We start from the raw sequence: 18,943 nt of genomic DNA on the forward strand, positions 1-18,943 counted from the left end.
GGGTGAATAATGGCCAGCAATGATTGATATAATTTCAAGTATACGCAAATTAAACAGAGAAGGGCAAACTCTTGCCATAGCTTCGGTAATCAATACATGGAAAAGTTCACCAAGGCTAGTGGGCTCTGCATTGATTATTTCTGAAAATGGAGAAATGACGGGCTCGGTGAGCGGTGGTTGTGTGGAGGGCGCTGTAGTGAAAAAGGCAGTCGAAATTATTAAAAGCCAGAAGGCTGAAGTGCTTCATTTTGGTATTTCCGATGCTGACGCTTGGGAAGTAGGTTTGAGCTGCGGTGGAGCATTGGATGTGTTTGTTCAACCTTTTTATCCCGAAGCCATTTGGACTATTATAGATGAACTTTTAAATCAAGACGAAGGCTTTATGCTTTTGTCTACTTTGGAAGAAAACCCTCAGTATTCCATCATCAAAGCCAACGGAGAAAACACTGGAGCCACTTTTGAAAAATCCCTTTTGCCTGAACTGGAGCAGGCCTTCCATGAAGGAGACAGCAAAGCGTTAAGTTCAGGGAATCATTTCGTTCAGGTGTTTCCGAAAAAGCCTGTCATGTTACTGATCGGTTCTGCACATATTACCGTAGAGCTGACAGAGCTGGCGCATATGTTTGGTTTCGAAACCCTGTTAATTGACCCTAGAGCTACTTTTGCAAGCAAAACCCAGTATAAGGTAAAACCGCAAACCATCCATGTACAATGGCCTCAGGAAGTATTGCCTCACTTAAAATTGGATAAAAATACTTATGCCGTAATTCTTTCTCACGACCCGAAAATAGATGACGAGGCTTTGAAAATTCTACTAAAGTCTGATGTGGCTTATATTGGTGCTTTGGGCAGCAGAAAGACCCATGCCAAGCGTGTAGAAAGGTTAAAAGAATATGGGTTTAGTTCCGAAGAAGTAGATAGCATTCATGCCCCAATTGGAATCGATATTGGCTCTAAATTACCTAGAGAAATCGCTCTTAGTGTAATGGCAGAGGTGATTAAGGTGAAGAATGGGAAGTAAGCTAAGCCGTTTTCTTTATAAAGTCTTCTTCCAATTTATTTAGCTTTTTTACAATCAAATCACGGTTTTTAGAGGACTTGACCCATTGCGGAAGGTTGGTAATCATGGAGTATTTATGTCGACCGTTGTCTTCTCTTAGTTTTGCGCTTACATAGTCCCTTAAGTAGTTAAGGTGTTTGAGGTTATAAAACCACAGTACATTTTGTTTAATATCAACTTGCAGCCAAAGGTCGAAGCCAAAATAGGGGTCGGTAGGTTTATCGGACCTGTACCGGTACCATGCAAGCTCATATTCTCTCGTTTGCTGACAGATTTCGCAAGTTACCTTTGTGTTTGGAAAAGGTTTTTTTGTGGGTTCTGTGGGATGGCAAACTTTCGTACCACAATGGCCACAGCTTTGATTTACAAAACCTTGTAAATAACCAGCCCATTGGTCATTTCCAGATTGATGAAATCCACAAGAACTACAAGTGCATTTCGATTGATGATTTGAAGGGAAAGGGATGCTGTACTTTCTTGGTTCGGAATGCACCAAAGCAGGTTCGGAACACTTTGGACACTTTACCCAAATGTTTTCACTGAAATAGACAGTAGGGTAGGCTGGCTGATTAAACTTCATTTGGTCTTAATTATTCCCTTTCTATATATACCCAATGCAGAGTTCAGAAGCATTTCTATGGTGTCTTTAGGCAAATCTTTATTGGGGTTCACTCTGAAAATTTTCATCCTAGAACGTGTGCCGGTTTCTAACTTTGGGTGATCTAATAGTTTTCCTTCCACAAAAAGAATATAGGGTTCGTCCGTTTTTTTATCAGTCCACAGATAGCAAAACATCTTCTTCTTAAAACAGAAGCAAGGCATTCCGTACTTTTTAGTTTCGGTAACTTCATTTCCCTGATTAAGAATAAGGCTTCTTAGAGCCAATAAACAACTTTTGTTTGGCTCTTCTTTGTTTAAATAATAACTATCAAAATCACTGATCATGTTTTAAGGTAAAAATACTTTTTAAATTTCTACATTCTATAGGCCTTCCTTTTCACCATTATCAAAAACTCGGTAATACTGATTACCCTCTATAAGCAATCCTTCAGAGTCTTTGCTAGGCCAGTTTTTATGGTAGTCTTTTGGGTGCTTCACATCAATTCCAATCACTTTCCCTTTGTAAAAGCTTTTTACTTTCGACTGAAGCGTATGGCCAACGATAATGGCTTTGGCATTGAATTGAGTCAAAGGTTTTTCGACATCTTCTTGTGTTAAGTCTTCTTTGAAATAACCACGGTACCAGCAAATTCCTGTTTTTGTAGAGAGCAAAAGGTCAGTTTTACTTTTGATGGCTTTCGGGTAAGGGGCGGTATGGTAATTAGCCCTTAGAAAGTCATTGATTTCATCCAATGACATACCGAGGTTGACGATGTCTGGATGCAAGCCACCATGGGCAAAGAGGTTTCCGTTAATGGATTCGATCACATTTTTACTGGCCATCCATTTCCCCAAAACCGAATTGGAATCATATAAATTGGCTTGTGTTTTCCCTAGCATAGCCGCTACATAGGTGTATTTAAGCTCTGTGGCCTCATAGTCGCCATGCATGTTTTTTAACTCATGGTTGCCAATAATGAAATGCACATTGCCACCCTGTTTTTCTGCGTCTTGCTCTAGTTTATAGATGAACCAAAGCAGTTGCGTGGTAGAAAAACCTCTGTCTACAAAATCGCCTACCAATACTAAATGCCCTTTCCCAAATGTCCAGTTGAGGTTTTGATCGATCACCTTGTTGTTAATGAGAAAATCACGAAAGGTTTTATAGCCACTCTCTAGATCAGAAATGGCGAGGATAGGACTGCCATCGTTATAAGTGCTTTTCGGGGTTTCAAAATCGGCCTTGACCGTAAAATTGAATGTTGTAGCGTCCAAGGCGAAAAAGGAACTGACAGGGATTGCTTCTGTGGTAGAATAATCTGCTTGGTCCAAATAGAAACCATCGTCTTTATTTCCTTTTATATAGTTAACATTCAGGGTACTATCGTTTTTGTAAAAAACGTAAGGGCCTTCGCCATCAAAAGACATGCTCAATGGATTGTGCCCATAACTTGCACTTGCGCCATGGTATAAACCAAATGCAATAGCGAGCAATGCGAGGACTAAAAAGGTGAGGGATACGTGTTTTAAGTAGCGGAAAATTCTTTTTTTCATCTTGATAAACTTTAATGGATATTCGGTTTCTGGTCGGTAAATATCTACTAAAGGGAAATGCTACTTAAATTTATGTGACAAGTGTAGTGAGTTTGGGGACGTAATATTCTGGAGTGGCTACGAAGGTGTTCTCTGTGTTTAGCTGGTTGTATGCCCCTGAAAAATGAATGTTCATCACATTTTGACTGTGTTTCATTTCAAGCTTCTTATTTTTCAAAATGATTTCAATGCTGAAACGAAATAATTGGCTCTTAGCTAAAATTGTAATCTTTATTACGGTGGCCATTCCTTTGGGAATTACTGCCTATGAATTGACGATAGGTGGGAAAGAGTCTGTAATTTTTCTGGGTGATTACCCACCTGCTTTGAGCATTATCGTGATTATCTACTATGCCATTCTGCTCGTGGCTGGAATCATCTGGATCATTATGCAGGTGAAATCTGTGTTGAAGTTGAAGCATGAAAACACAAAGAACGAGTTACTCCATTTGCAGAGTCAAGTAAACCCACACTTCTTTTTTAACATGCTGAATAATCTGTACGGCATGGTGGACAAGGATATCGATAAATCTAAACAGCTGATTCTAAAACTATCCGACTTGATGCGCTACAGTATTTATGAAGGGGAGAAGCGCCTAGTGTCACTGAAAGAGGAAGTCGCTTATTTAAAGAACTATATTGAACTTCATAAAATGCGTTATCATAAAAGCATTGACATAGAATTCAATACCGATATTGATGATGAAGAGACTAAAGTAATGCCTTTAATCTTCATTATTTTATTAGAGAACGCGTTCAAACATGGGGTAGAAAACCTCAGAGAGAATGCCTTTATCAAGATTCGGTTAAACTCAAAAAGGGACGTGGTGGATTTTGAAATTGAAAATAATTTTGATGCCGATGAACTTCCAGAGCAAAGCGGAATTGGTTTGAAAAACCTAAAACGTAGGCTAGAATTGGCTTATGTTAAAAAGCATGAGCTCATATTTACTAATGAAAACTCAGTCTTCAAGGCTCAACTGCAATTGCGAAAATGATTAAATACCTGATCATAGACGATGAACACATGGCCCATGAGATTATCAAGGGCTATTGTGATATGCTACCGAATATGTCACTGGTCAAACATTGCTATGATGCTTTAGAAGCCCTCGACTGCATGAGGGAAAACACAGTCGACTTAATTTTTCTGGATTTGAATATGCCCAAATTGAAGGGCTTCGATTTTCTGAAAACGCTTACCCATCCACCCAAAGTGATTGTTACGACTGCTTATAGGGAATATGCACTCGAAGGTTATGAGTTAGAAATTGCTGATTACCTCTTAAAGCCTTTTGGTTTTGAACGCTTTTTAAAGGCAGTAAACAAAGCTACTCAGGTGAAAACAACTGTTCCTCCAGTCAACCTACAAGCAGAAAACATCCAGCCCGAACATATCTTTCTTTACAGTGATAAGAAACATGTTCAAGTGAAGGTGACAGATGTGCTCTATATTGAAGCCGCAGGCAATTATGCCAAGGTAGTTTTAAGAGATAACACGCTATTGGTCAGAGAGAAAATCTCAGATTTATTAGCGCGACTTGCTTCCTCTGATTTTATTCAGGTGCATAAATCTTTTGTTGTTGCCAAGCTCCATATTGTTAGTGTGGAAGGCAACAGAATTCAATTGGCTGGACATACTGTACCAATTGGCAAATTATACCGCGCAAATGTGCTTAAGTTGTTGGAGTGATAAGCATCTTTTTGCCTTTGTTGGTATTGTCACAAACTGTGATGGTCATTTTTGTCCTTTCTTAGAGTTGTATCAACAAGCTATCATAGTTATTCAAACAGCTCCATGTAGTGTTTCAAGAATTTCAACTCGCTGCTATCTTCTCAGTAGAATACGACTGATGAGTAATGGAGTTGAACATAACCATCAGCTAACATCCGTTTTAGCTTCATCAGATTTATCTCCAACGCTTTGTCGTAACCGATGGCTTGTAAGAATAAAAGAGTGACGCACGCCTTGAAGTATAGTCAATCTGCTTTTATTAAAAACAGTATAAAACAATATTTAATATTTTTTAAGCAAATAATTAACTGTTATTAATAATACCTATTTAGTGGTATCTATAAATGATATACTATTTGAATATTTGTAATGTAATTAAAGACAAACTTATTCGATTAAGTAGCTACGATTGGTTTTTGATTACAAAGGCGTTTTCCGAAAGCCTATTTTAAAAGTAGGAAAGTCATATTAAACAAAAATCGTATGTCAACAATTAATGTTTTAATCGCAGTAGATGGTGCTAAACTAGCACAGCAGGTAGCCGATGGTTCAATCAAGCCTGGCTCAGCAAATTCACCAACAAATTTAGGTTCTTATGGTACATCAGATGTCTATGTATCTATGATAGCGCCTAACAGTATGGTGAGTAACGGTACTCAAGGAGATTCTGAGTTGCAAATTAGTGCAAATGGAGGTGATAGCGTAGAATGGGCTATAACAACGTTTGACAATAACTTTGATCAAACTCCATTTTTATATGCAGCATCGTTTAACCCAGCAAATGCTATAAACACACCCTTGAGCTATGCTTCCGGTGAAGCTTACGCCTATTTGGGGACCGGGAACCCTGCTTCAACTACACCTACAAAGTTTGTTAATCAAGTAAGTACAGTTACCGGGACAATTTTGAAAATTGGTCTTAAGATCCAGTATACGCTTTCATTTGTATTGGTTGACAATAGCACAGGTAATACCATTGGGTATTTTATGTGGGATCCGTTCATCAATGTAAATTAATCTAACTTAATGGCACACGTTTTTAGCGTGTGCCATTTTGTGAAAAATGATAATTTCTGCATGTATTGGAATTGTAATTGACAGACTGTTATCTATTTCAAAAGGGAGGCTAAATATGTTTTGAGAATTTGAATTAGAGGTTTCCTTCTTCAGGTAGTGAAAAAAGTTGCTAACAGTATCGGATGAAAACGTTAGCAAACATCCATTTACCCTTCGCAGGATTTTCAGAGGGATGATTTCTTAAACCGCTAAAGAATAAGCTAAAAGTAGATTTGTTGGTGCGGCAAAATAAGAGAGAAACTCAAGTCAGGACGAGAAAGTAAGGTAAAAAGAGCCGTGAACTTACAGTGCACAGCTCTTCTAATTAGTACATTAAGTCTTTTACCAAATCTTGATTCTTTCTTCTACAGGTTTGTAATTGGCATCACCAGGCTGAACATCAAATGCTTCGTAAAAAGGAGTGAAGTTCATTAATGGGCCGTTTACACGCCACATTGGTGGAGAATGGGAATTGGTTTTTACATAATTGCGTAAGTACTCGTCTCGGGTTTTAACACGCCAAATACGGGCAATGGACATAAAGAAACGTTGGTCGGGTGTATATCCGCCAATCTTTACTGTGTCTTGTCCTTGCTTGGTTAACTTAAAGGCTTCATAAGCAATTGAAATCCCACCATTATCAGCCGTGTTTTCCCCAACCGACAATGCGCCTTTTAAATGCAAACTGTCCAACACAGTATAGGAGCTGTATCGGTCAATCACCTGCTGTGTTTTAGCTTGGAATTTCTCATAATCTTCGTCCGTCCACCAGTTTTTTACATTTCCATCTTTATCAAATTGAGCGCCTTGATCGTCAAAGGCGTGGGTCAATTCGTGGCCGATGACCATTCCAATTCCACCATAATTAATGGCGTCATCGGCTTGTAAGTCAAAGTAAGGGAACTGTAAAATGCCTGCCGGAAACACAATCTCATTCTGAGAAGGGTTATAGTAGGCGGTTACCGTTGATGGCGTTGTACCCCATTCATCTTTGTTGGGAGCTTTATGCAACTTATCTAATCCATATTGATAGTCGTTTTGTCTCAACGCCACTACATTCTCAAAGTACTTGTCCTTATCTATGTTTACATTCCCGTAGTCTCTCCAAACATCTGGGTATCCTACCTTCTTAGTAATCGCGTATAATTTCTCTTTCGCCTGAACCTTTGTGACATCACTCATCCAGTCCAGTTGATTGATTCTAGTTTCAAAGGCTTTCTGCAGATTGTTGACCAAATCAGCAACCCTAGTTTTCGCATCTTCATTGAAATATCGTGCTACGTACAATTGCCCCAGCGCAAAACCCAGTTGTCTGTCCACTTTATTCACCATGATTTGAGCGCGCGATTGTTTAACCGCTTGCCCAGAGATGGTTTTTGAGTATTCGAAAGCTGCGGTTTCAAAAGGCTCACTTAAGATATCAGCATAATTGGTCAATACATTCGCTTTTAAATAGGTTTTCCAATCCTCTAAAGGAACGGAAGGAAGCATGGTGTTCAGTTTTGCATAATAGGCAGGTTGAGCGATATCGACAGAATCGGCTTCTGCACCGAAATGATTTAACAATTTGGACCAACCGATATTGGGTTGATTCTTATTCAGATCTGCCACAGCCAGTTTGTTATAGTTGGCTTTTACATTTCTACGCTCGATACGCGTTTTATGCGCTTCCGCCAATTGCTTTTCTATGTCATAAGCAGTGGCGGTGCTTTGAGCTGGATTCTCATTTCCTATTAACTCAAACAGCTTGGTCAAATACGCTTGATAGGCCTGTTGGATTTCAAGGGTAGGTTCGTCCGTTTTAAAATAATAATCACGGTCGGGCAGACCAAGACCTGTCTGACCAAAATGCAACATGTTGACGCTACTGTTTTCATCGTCTGGTGAAACTCCCATACTGATCAATGAACCGTTTCCTGACTTAAACTCATTGGCCACAAACTGCATCATTGCTGGAATGGAGTTAATGGCGTTGATTTGATCAAGCAAAGGTTGAATAGGTTCAAAGCCACGTTCGTTGATCAGCGTGGTGTTCATTCCAGAATTGTAAAAGTCACCCACCATTTGATCGGCACTGCCTTTTTCGTGGGTTCCGCTAGAAACTTCTTCTAATATGTTTTCTAAGAGCTTTTTCTGAGGAATATTTAAAAAGCTATAAGAGCCAACGCCTGATTGATCGTCTGCAATTACAGCGTTATCGTACCAAGTTTTGTTGACGTGGAGGAAAAAGTTATCTCCTGGTTTGATGCTTTCATCGATTCCATCGAAATCGAATTTATTGGTCTCTGCTTCTTTTTCCTTGTTGCAAGAAGAAAGGGTAATCAGAGCTAACGAGAAGTAAAGTAGTTTTTTCATAGGTCTATTATGGTTTCTAATGAGGATAAATACGATACCGCACTCCATCATTAAATTGATCAGTGAATCTAATCGTTTTAATTCAATTGGAGTAACCTACTGTGTAATAGGGGACAGATGGTCTTCTAAAACTAAAAAGTAATTAAGGAAGGCAGAACAGACCTAATACTTATCCAATTCGCCATTGAGCCACGCCCATAATCTGCGCAATCCTTTTTTAGGGGTTTGCTTTTTAACAGGTGCTTTGGCGATTTTTTTAGGTTGTTCTGTAGCTTGGGCAGTTGCTGGCTTTGACTTCTTTTTCTTTGGTGCGGTGGCTTTTAGTTTGGCCTGAACTTTTTCTTTGTAGTGCTTTTCTTTTAGCGCTTTAATACGCTTTTCTTCAGCCAATTTTTTACGCTTGGCTTCTTGTTCGGCCTTTCTTCTTTCTAATTCAACTGAGTTGGGTCTGCTGCGCTGATTTTGTCTTTTACGATCGTGCGTAGGAGTATTTCTGTTTTGTCTAGGTTTGCGCTGGCTTGGCTTTTCAGTAGTTTCTTCTGCCTCTTCTGTTTTGGCCTTTTCTTTTACTTTAGGTTCAGGTAAATCAATTTTACCCAAAACTTTTAAACCCTCTAGTTTTAGCTTAGGTGCCTTTATTAATTCAATATCCTTGTGTTTTTCTTGCTCCTCTTTTTCTAAACTATATACTTTTGGCGCCTCTACTTTAGGTGTTATTGCTTTGGGTTGCTTTTCTTTTGGTGCTTCTTTAACTACCTCAGGCGTAATAATTTTTTCCGTAGGTGTTTCTACCTCTTCAATAATTTCCTCTACGACTTCAACAGCTTCAATTTCTTCTTTTTGAGTCGGTTTGTCTTCGGTAATATTCTCTTCGGCAGGTACAGGAACGATTGAAAGAATAAGACTTTCCTGTTCTTCGGTCAGTTTAAAATTAGGGTCGTTTTCAATCTCATGTCCGTTTTTTGATAAAACACTGATCAAATGTTTGGGCTGGACTTGGAGTTTACGGGCTAATTGTCTGAGGCGCATTGTCTTAATTTAAGCTTGCAAATATAGTAAAGCACCTTGCGGTAATGCAAAAATTATGGAGGTAGTTCTACCTCGATATGAAAGAAGCAATGCTGAAAGCCAAAATATCTACAGAATCTAATCCTAGATTTGCCAAAATTATATCGTTTGTTCTACTAAACTTGCTCACATTACCTTTGATATGAAAATACTTTTGGTCGAAGATGAAACCATGTTAGCGGATAACATTCAGCATTACCTTTTACAGGAGGGGAATGTATGTGAAATTGCTGCCGATTTTATGCAGGCCTCTGAAAAAATTGAGTTGTATGAATATGATTGCGTAGTGGTAGACATTACACTTCCCGATGGTAGCGGACTGGATGTCATTCGATTACTCAAACAGGCCAATCTTACTTCTGGTGTAGTGATTATTTCTGCGAAAGATTCACTGGAAGATAAAGTGGAAGGATTGCATATAGGAGCAGATGACTACCTTACCAAACCATTCCATCTGCCTGAATTAAATGCACGAATTAAGTCAGTACTGCGTAGACGAAATTTTGAAGGGAAGAATGAAATTCAGTTTCAAGATATTAGTATTGATACAGAAAGTCAGGAAGTTACGGTCAATCTTCAACATGTCACTCTCACCAAAAAGGAGTATCAATTGTTGCTATACTTTATTACTAATGCTAAAAGGGTGATTTCAAAAAATGCACTGGCTGAACATCTTTGGGGTGATTTTATGGACATGGCTGAATCTTATGATTTCATTTATTCGCAAATCAAAAACCTGAAGAAGAAACTGAACGAGCACAGCGATTATAAATACATTCATGCGGTATATGGTATGGGCTATAAATTTGTAAAACAGTGAAGTTACTCGTTAAATCTGGAAGATACTTTATCGGTTCGGCCTTGGCGATTTTTTTGGTTGGAGGTATCGTTTTTTACTTTACCTATGAGCGGATTATTGACCATGAAATTTCAGAGTTACTTCAGTATGAGTCAGATCAGTGGGTTAAACAACTAGAGTTGGCCGAGGTGCTTGTTTTGCCTCCTGTAAACGATGAATTGAAAATTGAGCCTTCTGAAAGCTATTTGCCAACCTTGGTGTATACAGATACCTTACTTTATAATGCTCTTGAAGAGGAACCTATGCCATTTAAGCAGTTAACCAACTATGCAATGATTAATGGGCAGAGTTACAAAATTACTGTGAGAAGATCATTGATCGAAAAGGAGGACATTTTGTACATGGGAATGTTTAGTTTGGCTGTTCTCTTTGTGCTTATTCTGCTGGCTTTGTTTTGGGTAAATCGTTTTGTTTCGAAGAAATTGTGGGGTAGCTTTTATCAAAACCTCAAACTCTTTCAAGGTTACGACTTAAATCATTCAAACCATTTTCAGCCAATCGAATCCGATATTGAAGAGTTCGATACTCTTAACAAAACATTAGTAAAAGTGACGGATAAAATAGCCGCTGATTTTATCAGTTTAAAGGAGTTTACCGAAAACGCGGCCCACGAAACTCAAAACCCAATTGCGATTATTAAAAGCAATTTGGACATCCTAACGGAAAATGAAACCATAAAGGGTGATGCACAGCAGAGGCTTGAGAAAATGAGCAGTGCGCTTCAACGTGTTTCTCTAATCAATAAAAATCTGTTGCTACTTTCTAAGCTTGAAAACCATCAATTTTCAAGTGTTGAACTGGTGGATTTAAAAAAGGAAATAAATGCGATGTTGGAAGATTTTAAAGATTTCTCTGATGCTTTGATGCTGAAGGAGGAAGTTTTGATTTCGGAAACAAGCCAGCGTTATTTCATTAATAAGAGTATTGTTGATATTCTTTTGCAAAACCTGATTGGTAACGCCATTAAACACAATATCCAAAATGGCTTTTTACGCATAGAGCTGATTGGTGATTTATTAACAATTACCAATTCTGGCCAGCCTTTGACGGTGCCTGCCGAAAGCCTTTTTGAACGATTTAAGAAAGGGAAGTCCACGAGCAATTCCATTGGTTTGGGTTTGGCCATAGTAAAAACGGCTTGCGATAGCCAAGGGCTCCAAATCCGATACACCAACAGAAATGACGAACATCAGATCGTTGTCAACCTTTCTTCCCTAAAAAAAGAATAACAGCCTTAGGTTTTCCAGTTTTTCTACAGAATCGAGTAGTTACTTCAAGAAAAAAACTAAAGATGAAAATGAAACAAACAATGATCGTTCTGGCCTTACTATTGGCCAATTTAGCATGTGCCCAAGTTGAAGCCCCTAAAGCAGTGCAAGATGCCTTTAAAGCCAAATTCACCAACGCCAAATCGGTAGAGTGGGAAATGGAAGAAGAAGGTGAGTACGAAGCCAACTTCAAAATGAATAAGGTGGAGATGTCGGCCAATTTTAAATCTGATGGTACATGGTTAGAAACCGAAACTGAAATCAAAGAGAAGAATTTGCCTGATGCTGTAAAAGCGACTTTAAAAGCCAAGTACGATGGCTATGAAGTAGAAGAAACTACTAAAATCGAAAAGCCAAACGGTGTGGTTCAGTATGAAGCTGAGATTGAGAAAGACGAAGAGACTTTGGAGGTTATTTTTAATGCCAATGGTACTGTCGTCAGTTCAAAAGTAGTGAATGAAGACGATGAAGAAGGTGAGGAAGGAGATGAAGGTTAATTCCTTGGCTTTATTTACCTAGTTTAATAGAGAGGTGTATAGTAGAAAATGTCGGTAAAACCTTCGATGTATTTTGCGTCAATAGTTATTATATATCTCTCTATCTTCAAAGAATATTTCTCGAAATTCCAATATTGATTTCACCAATATGAAGCAGCTAATTGTTATTGCCTTTCTATTAATACCACTCTTTACTATTGCCCAAAATACCGCTACAGTTTCTGGACGCTTGATTGATAAAGAAACCTCCGAACCCATTCCCTTTGCCAGTGTAGCCATTAAAACTGAAAAGGATAGTGTTTTGGTAACTGGAGCGCTGACAAACGATAATGGACAGTTTACGATTGAAGGTCTTAAGGTTGGTAATTACAGCGTTAACTTCTCCTTTATAGGTTATATCTCTTCAAGCATTGAGCTTATTGTAAATGGTAAAAACAACTTTTTCGATTTAGGTAAAATCACCTTGGAGCCGAGCCTCACCAACTTAGAATCAGTGACTGTTGCTGGTGAAAGAGAAGCGGTAGCTGGTGATTTATCTAAAAAAGTATTCACACTTGATGATAACCTTACTCAAGTAGGAGGGTCGGTGTTAGATGCCATGAAGAACCTGCCAGGGGTGACCATAGACCAAGAAGGAAAAATACTTTTACGCGGCAGCGACAAGGTGGCAGTGCTTATTGATGGCAAACAAACTGGATTGACGGGCTATGGCAATCAGAAAGGCTTGGCCACTATTCCAATGTCGAATATTGAAAGGATTGAGATCATCAATAATCCATCGGCAAAATATGATGCCACAGGAATGGCCGGAATCCTGAATATTATTTACAAAAAGGAGAGTGAAAAAGGTTGGAATGGCGATGTAGGTTTGGCTTTAGGTATTGGTGCCCTCGGAAAGAGAAGAGCAGATTTACCTACCGATTGGCCAAGTTTTGATAACAACAAGAAAATTACGCCTAGCTTGAGCCTAAATAGAAGGTCAGACAAATCGAATTTCTATTTTCAATCAGAAGTGCTTTCACAGAAGAAATTGCCAAACAATGAGTTTACCACCCGTTATTACGACAACGGTGATGTCATTGCTTCGCAGGTTCCCGAAAACAGAAAGCAAACGCAGTATGTATTAAAAACAGGAATCGATCTTTTTCTAGATGAAAGCAATACACTCAGTATTTCCACCATTTTTGATAGAGAACATCATACCGACACGGCCCAAGTGCCTTATATCGATCAGCAGATTGAAAGGCGTCAACGGTATTGGTCGTGGCGCGAAGAAGAAATCACGGGTCATTTTAATGTCTCTGCCGATTTCAAGCATAAATTCAGTGAGCCGGGTCGTGAGTTAAAAGCGAGTATTCAATATACACGAGGCTGGGAGGACGAAGAGTACTTCTTGAACGATAGTTCAGATATCAGAATTTCAACAGACAGAACTCACCTGATCGCTATTGAGCATACCATTCCGGTTACGTTGGATTATGTTAAGCCTTTAAGGCAGGGAAGGTTTGAAACAGGAGGGAAGCTCCAGATAAGAAGACTTCCGATTACCTATGATGTAAGCCGAGGTAACCAGTCAGTTATTTATGAAGGCTTGGGCGACAAATCAGATTGGGGAGAAAACCTTTACGCAGGTTACTTCAATTACGTTTATGAGCAAAAGAAATTCGATATCGAAGCAGGACTTCGTGCCGAATATGTAGACGTGTTCTATGATTTAGACCCAGCGAATATTTACTACGATCAGAATGATGCCTATAACTACTTTGAGTTTTACCCAAATGTGCGCTTTAGTTTAAGGCTGAATGAGAATAATATTCTTTCTGTCTTTTATAACAGAAGGGTAGACAGACCTGGAGAACCTGAGCTTCGAGTGTTTGCCAAATATGACGATCCAGAATTGTTGAAAGTAGGTAATCCATATCTGCGTCCCCAATTCACTCAAACTGTTGAAACAGCTTTTAATCATGATTGGAGTTCGGGCTCCATCTTTATGTCAGTGTATTATCGCCAAATTACCGATCCGTTTATGCGAGTGTATTCGGTGGATAATTCCGACCCTAATTATAATATCGTAAACAAAATCTATCAGAATGTTGGTAGTGGTTCTAACCTTGGTATTGAACTCTTGTTATCGCAAAGCCTTACCGATTGGTGGAAAGCTTCTGGAAGTTTTAACTGGTACGTAAATACCGTAGACGCTTATTCTGGAACCATCCTTTTTCCTTATGAGCGTCCCTTTACTATTGACAATACAAAGGATAACACCTGGGACACTAAAATTAACAATCAATTTACGGTATCGAAAAACACGGAGCTACAGCTTAGTTACTTGTACTTTGCACCCAAAAATATACCTCAGGGTCGTCAGTTCGAACGCTCTTCTATGGATATTGGAGCAAAGCGGGTAGTGTTCGCAGGAAAGGGAGAGATAACTCTTTCGTTTTCAGATGTTTTCAACCGTTTTGGTTTGAAACAAGAATTTAGGGAGAATACCTTTAGAGCACTTTATGAAAACTATTATGAAACCCAAGTGCTCAGAGTAGGCTTCAAGTACAAATTTTAGGGTTTACCATTCGTATATAAATTACCATTCTAGGGCATTTTCTGAACATAATTCAAACACTTCTCATTGTAGTTCTGTTATATAATTTGAACCTTTGAACTCGAATTAAACGAAATGGATATTATGAAAAAACAGATCAATGGAATGCTCCTAATTTGTGCAGTTGCAGCCATGACTTTTGGATGTTCTCAAAGTAAAGAGAAGTCAGAACAGCAGTCGGAACCAGCTTCTGAAAAGGTGGCTGAATCGTTGAAAACAGTAACGGTAGACTTAGCAAGTAAGAGCGATAGCAAACTGAAAGGAACAGTTATATTTAAAGAACTGGCCAACGGAAAGATTAATATAGATGTAAATTTAATGAATATTGAACCAGGCGATCATGCTGTTCATATTCATGCTGTAGGTGACTGTTCGGCTGCAGACGGTACTTCGGCTGGCGGTCACTGGAATCCAATGAATGTAGCTCATGGTAACAGAGCTGAGGGTGGCGATTTTCACCAAGGTGATATTGGAAACCTAAATGTTAGAGAAGACGGGAATGGCTCACTTTCTATGGATGTAGAAGGTTGGACGATTGGAGGAGACGACAGTACCAACATCTTAAACAAAGCGTTAATTGTACATGCTGGCCCAGATGATTTTACATCTCAACCAGCAGGAGCTGCAGGACCAAGAATTGGCTGCGGAGTAATTGCAATGAACTAGAAGTACAAAGCATTTTAATATTGAAAGAGCTTAGATTTTATCTAGGCTCTTTTTTTTGCTTCTTATACTAAGAGAGATTTTTTCTTACAAATACCCACTTAGTTCAACCTGTTTACAACCTTTCGTTCAGTCATTACGACTTATAAATAATTTTTTTTCAGAAATGCCTAAGTGTATTCGTTATTTGGATCGTCATTAAGATGATTGAGCCACCGAAGGTCTCAATTTTTTTAATGAACAATAGGTCAAAACTCTAATTTAATTATGCGTAAATTTTTACTTACGACATGTGTCGTATTGTGTACGGTCTTAGCATCCGCTCAAGAAAAGGTCACTTTGAACGGTTATGTAAGAGACGCCTCCAATGGAGAAGAACTGCTGGGGGTCACAGTTTTAGTAGTCGAAATTGGAAATGGGGTCATTTCCAATGATTACGGATTCTATTCTATTACCCTCGCACCCGGTAATTATACTGTTAAGTATAGTTTTATTGGTTATAAAACCATAGAAAAGAAGATCACCTTAGACAAGGATGTTGCTATGAATATAGCGCTTTCTGAAGAGCTAACAGAACTTGAAGAGGTAGTAGTTACAGGCGAAAGCCCAATTGCAAATGTGTCAAGCATTCAAATGAGTAGGAATGATTTAGACATAAAGCAGGTGAAAAAACTACCAGCACTTTTTGGCGAACCTGATATTATTAAAACCATTCAGATGCTTCCAGGAGTAATTTCTGCAGGAGAAGGTACTTCTAGCTTTTTTGTTCGAGGAGGAAGTGCAGATCAAAATTTGATTCTTATAGATGAAGCTCCAGTGTACGATCCTTCACATTTGTTTGGTTTGTTTTCGGTGTTTAATGCCGATATCATTAAAGACTCTGAGCTTTATAAAGGCGGAATTCCATCTCGTTTTGGGGGAAGACTATCTTCTATTTTAGATGTAAGAACCAGAGATGGAAACAACAAAGAATTTGAAGGTGAAGCAGGAATCGGCCTTTTGGCGAGTAGTATTTCTGTAGAAGGCCCAATTAAGAAAGACGAAAGCTCTTATATAATTTCGGCCCGGAGGTCATATGTGGATTTATTTTTAAAAGCAGCCAACGAAAAGAACTTGGTTTACTTTTACGATATCAATGCCAAGGTAAACTGGAGAGCGAATAATAAAAACCGCTTCTTTTTATCCGTTTATTCAGGACGCGACAACTTTAGTTTTGGTGACGATTTCGGCTTTGACTGGGGAAATAAGACAGCCACTTTTCGCTGGAACCACCTTTTTAGCGACAGGCTTTTTTCAAACACTTCCCTTATTGCGTCTAGCTTTGATTACGGGCTTGGAATTGAAGACCCAATACAAGGAATTGACTGGGACTCCAATTTACAGGAATACAGCTTCAAAAATGACTTTAACTATTTTGCCAATCCGCAATTCGAATTAGACTTTGGTTATCATCTGACTTATAAGCGTTTTGCTCCAGGTAAAATTACACCCTCAAGCGATGAGTCTATTTTTAAAGAAACTGAGCTACAACGTGAATATGCCTTAGACCATGCCTTTTATCTGGGTGCTCAACATGAAGTATCGAAAAAGCTCACCATGACTTATGGGGCAAGGCTTTCTATTTTTCAGAGCATAGGAGAGGGCAATGTGTATTTATATGAAGACCCAAAGGATAACATTGATCCCGTAAGAACCGATACACTTACTTTCAAGAGTTTCGAGCCAATAAAAACATATGTGAATATTGAGCCCCGTTTTTCAATGCGTTATATGCTCAATGAATCTAGCTCGATGAAGATGAGTTATAATCGAATGGTTCAGAATACCCATTTAGTATCGAGCGGTACAGTGCCATTACCTTTTAATACTTGGGCACCAAGCAGCTATTACCTTAAGCCACAAGTTGCCGATCAGGTAGCGTTAGGCTACTTTAAAAACTTAAATGATAACATGTATGAGTTTTCGGTAGAGGCCTATTACAAGAAAATGAATAACGTAACCGACTTTGCTGACAACGCTCAAGTTTTCTTTAATACTGATTTGAGTACCGAGTATCGTCAAGGAGAGGCACAAGCCTATGGCTTGGAGCTATTCTTACAGAAGAAAGAAGGTGCTCTTACTGGTTTTATTGCTTATACATTATCGAAGTCTGAGCGTACCATAGATGGTGTTAATTTGAGTAGAACCTTTTTAGCCAACTATGACAGACGACATAGCCTTAACATTTTGGCAACTTATGATTATAGCGATAAGTGGTCGTTTGGTGGTGGTTTTACATACGGAACAGGGCGACCTACTACCATTCCTTCAGGTACTTATGAATGGGGTGACGGATACTCTGTAGATGTAATCACAGAAAGAAATGGCTATAATTTACCAGCATTTCACAGATTAGATTTGAGTGCTACTTTAACACCAAAATCCAACGCACATAAGAAGTGGAAAACATCATGGGTATTCTCTCTATATAATACTTACAGTCGTAAAAACCCATTCTTGCTATACACCCGAATTAAAGAAGACAAAGACGGAAATGTAGTTGGCGATGGAAATGAAAAAGAAGCAAGAATGGTTTCACTATTCCCAATTCTACCTTCAGTTACTTATAATATCAAATTTTAATCTAGGCCATTTAAGATGAAAAATCTATATAAATATATTCTGTTTACCCTATCAATGTTTTTCTTTTCGTGCGAAGAAACCATTAACATTGACACCATAACCTCTGAAACTAAAGTGATTATAGATGGGGTAATTACTAATAATGCAGACCTGAACTTTATTAAATTAAGCTACACAAGAGGCTTTTATTCCAAAGACCCAAACCCTGCAATTATAGACGCTGTAGTAACAGTTACGGACGATGCTAACAATGTGGTTAACTACGTTCACAATCCCAATAATGACCCTTCGAAGCGGGGAGTTTACTTTCCTGAAACACCATATGCGGGGAGTATTTGGACAACTTACCACCTTAAAGTTACCGTGGATGGTGTAGATTACACCGCATCTGAAACGCTGTTGCCTGTTACAAAAATCGATTCGCTTGTAGTTACTATTGACCAAGAGGAAATGGAAGACCCTGAAGAAGAGGGACGCTTTTATGAAATACTTTTTTATGCCAGAGAGCCTCAAGATAGGGTAGATCATTACCTCTTTAAATTTTACCGAAACGGGAAGACCATCAGAGATTTTGAAGGAGATATTTATTTTTCTGAAGATGACTTTTTGGGAGAAGCAATCAGTGGAGTACCTACCGCCAGCTACTATAAATTAGGAGAGTATGCTAAAGTAGAAATGTATAGTATTACACGAGAAGCTTTTATTTTTTACAACGACTTATCGAACCTCATTAATAGTGATGGGGGAATGTTTTCACCACCACCAGCAAACCCTAGAACCAATTTGTCGAACGGAGCATTTGGGTATTTTCAGGTCAGTGCTGTAGATATAATGGAAATTGAAGTAAAGGAACCCAATTAGAAAGTCAACATCAATATTAAATAAAGCGGGACTTCCTCATTGGAAGTCCCGCTTTTTAGTTCAATACTATTAGGTGAAAGTTCGAACCAAACAAAAAACAAATA

At 38.7% G+C, this 18,943-nt stretch carries 16 protein-coding genes; 11 read left to right on the forward strand and 5 right to left on the reverse strand.

The annotated features are described in order from the left end of the window. Window positions 1-19 precede the first annotated feature (19 nt). Entirely contained in the window at window positions 20-1,021 is a 1,002-nt protein-coding gene (locus AAC026_RS08525; protein ID WP_339697000.1) for an XdhC family protein, read from the forward strand. Window position 1,022: 1 nt separating this feature from the next. Here AAC026_RS08525 and AAC026_RS08530 read toward each other — a convergent pair whose 3' ends face one another. The 3 genes from AAC026_RS08530 to AAC026_RS08540 are packed head-to-tail and all read right to left on the reverse strand — an operon-like array spanning window position 1,023 to window position 3,214. After that, a complete protein-coding gene (locus AAC026_RS08530; RefSeq protein WP_339697002.1) occupies window positions 1,023-1,640 on the reverse strand; it encodes a hypothetical protein in 618 nt (205 codons plus the stop codon). After that, the gene (locus AAC026_RS08535) at window positions 1,637-2,005 is read right to left on the reverse strand and encodes a DUF1801 domain-containing protein (RefSeq protein ID WP_339697004.1); all 369 of its coding nucleotides are present in this window, start codon (window positions 2,003-2,005) and stop codon (window positions 1,637-1,639) included. Before AAC026_RS08535 ends, AAC026_RS08530 begins: the two co-directional genes overlap by 4 nt. A gap of 36 nt (window positions 2,006-2,041) precedes the next feature. Next, the gene (locus AAC026_RS08540; RefSeq protein ID WP_339697006.1) at window positions 2,042-3,214 is read right to left on the reverse strand and encodes a metallophosphoesterase; all 1,173 of its coding nucleotides are present in this window, start codon (window positions 3,212-3,214) and stop codon (window positions 2,042-2,044) included. A gap of 227 nt (window positions 3,215-3,441) precedes the next feature. Here AAC026_RS08540 and AAC026_RS08545 point away from each other — a divergent pair, with 227 nt between their 5' ends. From AAC026_RS08545 to AAC026_RS08555, 3 genes are all read left to right on the forward strand, one after another. Beyond that, a complete protein-coding gene (locus AAC026_RS08545) occupies window positions 3,442-4,251 on the forward strand; it encodes a histidine kinase (RefSeq protein ID WP_339697008.1) in 810 nt (269 codons plus the stop codon). Continuing rightward, complete coding sequence (locus tag AAC026_RS08550; protein ID WP_339697010.1) at window positions 4,248-4,946, forward strand: LytTR family DNA-binding domain-containing protein; 699 nt, start codon at window positions 4,248-4,250, stop codon at window positions 4,944-4,946. The genes AAC026_RS08545 and AAC026_RS08550 overlap by 4 nt, the downstream gene beginning before the upstream one ends. A 525-nt stretch (window positions 4,947-5,471) precedes the next feature. Next, entirely contained in the window at window positions 5,472-6,005 is a 534-nt protein-coding gene (locus tag AAC026_RS08555) for an AidA/PixA family protein (RefSeq protein ID WP_339608726.1), read from the forward strand. 381 nt (window positions 6,006-6,386) lie between these two features. Here AAC026_RS08555 and AAC026_RS08560 read toward each other — a convergent pair whose 3' ends face one another. Then, window positions 6,387-8,399, reverse strand: coding sequence for a M13 family metallopeptidase (locus AAC026_RS08560; RefSeq protein WP_339697012.1), 2,013 nt, complete (start codon window positions 8,397-8,399; stop codon window positions 6,387-6,389). 162 nt (window positions 8,400-8,561) lie between these two features. Continuing rightward, a complete protein-coding gene (locus AAC026_RS08565; RefSeq protein ID WP_339697014.1) occupies window positions 8,562-9,428 on the reverse strand; it encodes a hypothetical protein in 867 nt (288 codons plus the stop codon). Between the two features lie 181 nt (window positions 9,429-9,609). Here AAC026_RS08565 and AAC026_RS08570 point away from each other — a divergent pair, with 181 nt between their 5' ends. The 7 genes from AAC026_RS08570 (at window position 9,610) to AAC026_RS08600 (ending at window position 18,839) form a co-directional block, all read left to right on the forward strand. Then, a complete protein-coding gene (locus AAC026_RS08570; RefSeq protein WP_339697016.1) occupies window positions 9,610-10,287 on the forward strand; it encodes a response regulator transcription factor in 678 nt (225 codons plus the stop codon). Then, window positions 10,284-11,555, forward strand: coding sequence for a HAMP domain-containing sensor histidine kinase (locus AAC026_RS08575; RefSeq protein ID WP_339697018.1), 1,272 nt, complete (start codon window positions 10,284-10,286; stop codon window positions 11,553-11,555). Before AAC026_RS08570 ends, AAC026_RS08575 begins: the two co-directional genes overlap by 4 nt. 62 nt (window positions 11,556-11,617) lie before the next feature. Continuing rightward, window positions 11,618-12,091: a PepSY-like domain-containing protein gene (locus AAC026_RS08580; protein WP_339697020.1), complete on the forward strand. Its 474-nt coding sequence runs from the start codon at window positions 11,618-11,620 to the stop codon at window positions 12,089-12,091. A 148-nt stretch (window positions 12,092-12,239) separates the two neighbouring features. Next, window positions 12,240-14,654: an outer membrane beta-barrel protein gene (locus tag AAC026_RS08585; protein WP_339697022.1), complete on the forward strand. Its 2,415-nt coding sequence runs from the start codon at window positions 12,240-12,242 to the stop codon at window positions 14,652-14,654. A gap of 123 nt (window positions 14,655-14,777) precedes the next feature. Further along, window positions 14,778-15,359, forward strand: a complete 582-nt coding sequence (locus AAC026_RS08590) for a superoxide dismutase family protein (protein WP_339697024.1) — start codon at window positions 14,778-14,780, stop codon at window positions 15,357-15,359. A gap of 264 nt (window positions 15,360-15,623) precedes the next feature. Further along, entirely contained in the window at window positions 15,624-17,978 is a 2,355-nt protein-coding gene (locus tag AAC026_RS08595; RefSeq protein ID WP_339697026.1) for a TonB-dependent receptor, read from the forward strand. Window positions 17,979-17,993: 15 nt separating this feature from the next. Continuing rightward, on the forward strand, window positions 17,994-18,839 hold the full coding sequence (locus tag AAC026_RS08600; RefSeq protein WP_339697028.1) for a DUF4249 domain-containing protein: 846 nt from the start codon (window positions 17,994-17,996) through the stop codon (window positions 18,837-18,839). Window positions 18,840-18,943 lie beyond the last annotated feature (104 nt).

Source organism: uncultured Roseivirga sp. (assembly GCF_963973945.1).
Taxonomy (GTDB): Bacteria; Bacteroidota; Bacteroidia; order Cytophagales; family Cyclobacteriaceae; genus Roseivirga.

Excerpts from the sequence above, each read along its gene's own strand:
- AAC026_RS08525 (WP_339697000.1), top strand. The coding sequence starts at position 20 with ATGATTGATATAATTTCAAGTATACGCAAATTAAACAGAGAAGGGCAA.
- AAC026_RS08530 (WP_339697002.1), bottom strand. The coding sequence starts at position 1,640 with ATGAAGTTTAATCAGCCAGCCTACCCTACTGTCTATTTCAGTGAAAAC.
- AAC026_RS08535 (WP_339697004.1), bottom strand. The coding sequence starts at position 2,005 with ATGATCAGTGATTTTGATAGTTATTATTTAAACAAAGAAGAGCCAAAC.
- AAC026_RS08540 (WP_339697006.1), bottom strand. The coding sequence starts at position 3,214 with ATGAAAAAAAGAATTTTCCGCTACTTAAAACACGTATCCCTCACCTTT.
- AAC026_RS08545 (WP_339697008.1), top strand. The coding sequence starts at position 3,442 with ATGCTGAAACGAAATAATTGGCTCTTAGCTAAAATTGTAATCTTTATT.
- AAC026_RS08550 (WP_339697010.1), top strand. The coding sequence starts at position 4,248 with ATGATTAAATACCTGATCATAGACGATGAACACATGGCCCATGAGATT.
- AAC026_RS08555 (WP_339608726.1), top strand. The coding sequence starts at position 5,472 with ATGTCAACAATTAATGTTTTAATCGCAGTAGATGGTGCTAAACTAGCA.
- AAC026_RS08560 (WP_339697012.1), bottom strand. The coding sequence starts at position 8,399 with ATGAAAAAACTACTTTACTTCTCGTTAGCTCTGATTACCCTTTCTTCT.
- AAC026_RS08565 (WP_339697014.1), bottom strand. The coding sequence starts at position 9,428 with ATGCGCCTCAGACAATTAGCCCGTAAACTCCAAGTCCAGCCCAAACAT.
- AAC026_RS08570 (WP_339697016.1), top strand. The coding sequence starts at position 9,610 with ATGAAAATACTTTTGGTCGAAGATGAAACCATGTTAGCGGATAACATT.
- AAC026_RS08580 (WP_339697020.1), top strand. The coding sequence starts at position 11,618 with ATGAAAATGAAACAAACAATGATCGTTCTGGCCTTACTATTGGCCAAT.
- AAC026_RS08585 (WP_339697022.1), top strand. The coding sequence starts at position 12,240 with ATGAAGCAGCTAATTGTTATTGCCTTTCTATTAATACCACTCTTTACT.
- AAC026_RS08590 (WP_339697024.1), top strand. The coding sequence starts at position 14,778 with ATGAAAAAACAGATCAATGGAATGCTCCTAATTTGTGCAGTTGCAGCC.
- AAC026_RS08595 (WP_339697026.1), top strand. The coding sequence starts at position 15,624 with ATGCGTAAATTTTTACTTACGACATGTGTCGTATTGTGTACGGTCTTA.
- AAC026_RS08600 (WP_339697028.1), top strand. The coding sequence starts at position 17,994 with ATGAAAAATCTATATAAATATATTCTGTTTACCCTATCAATGTTTTTC.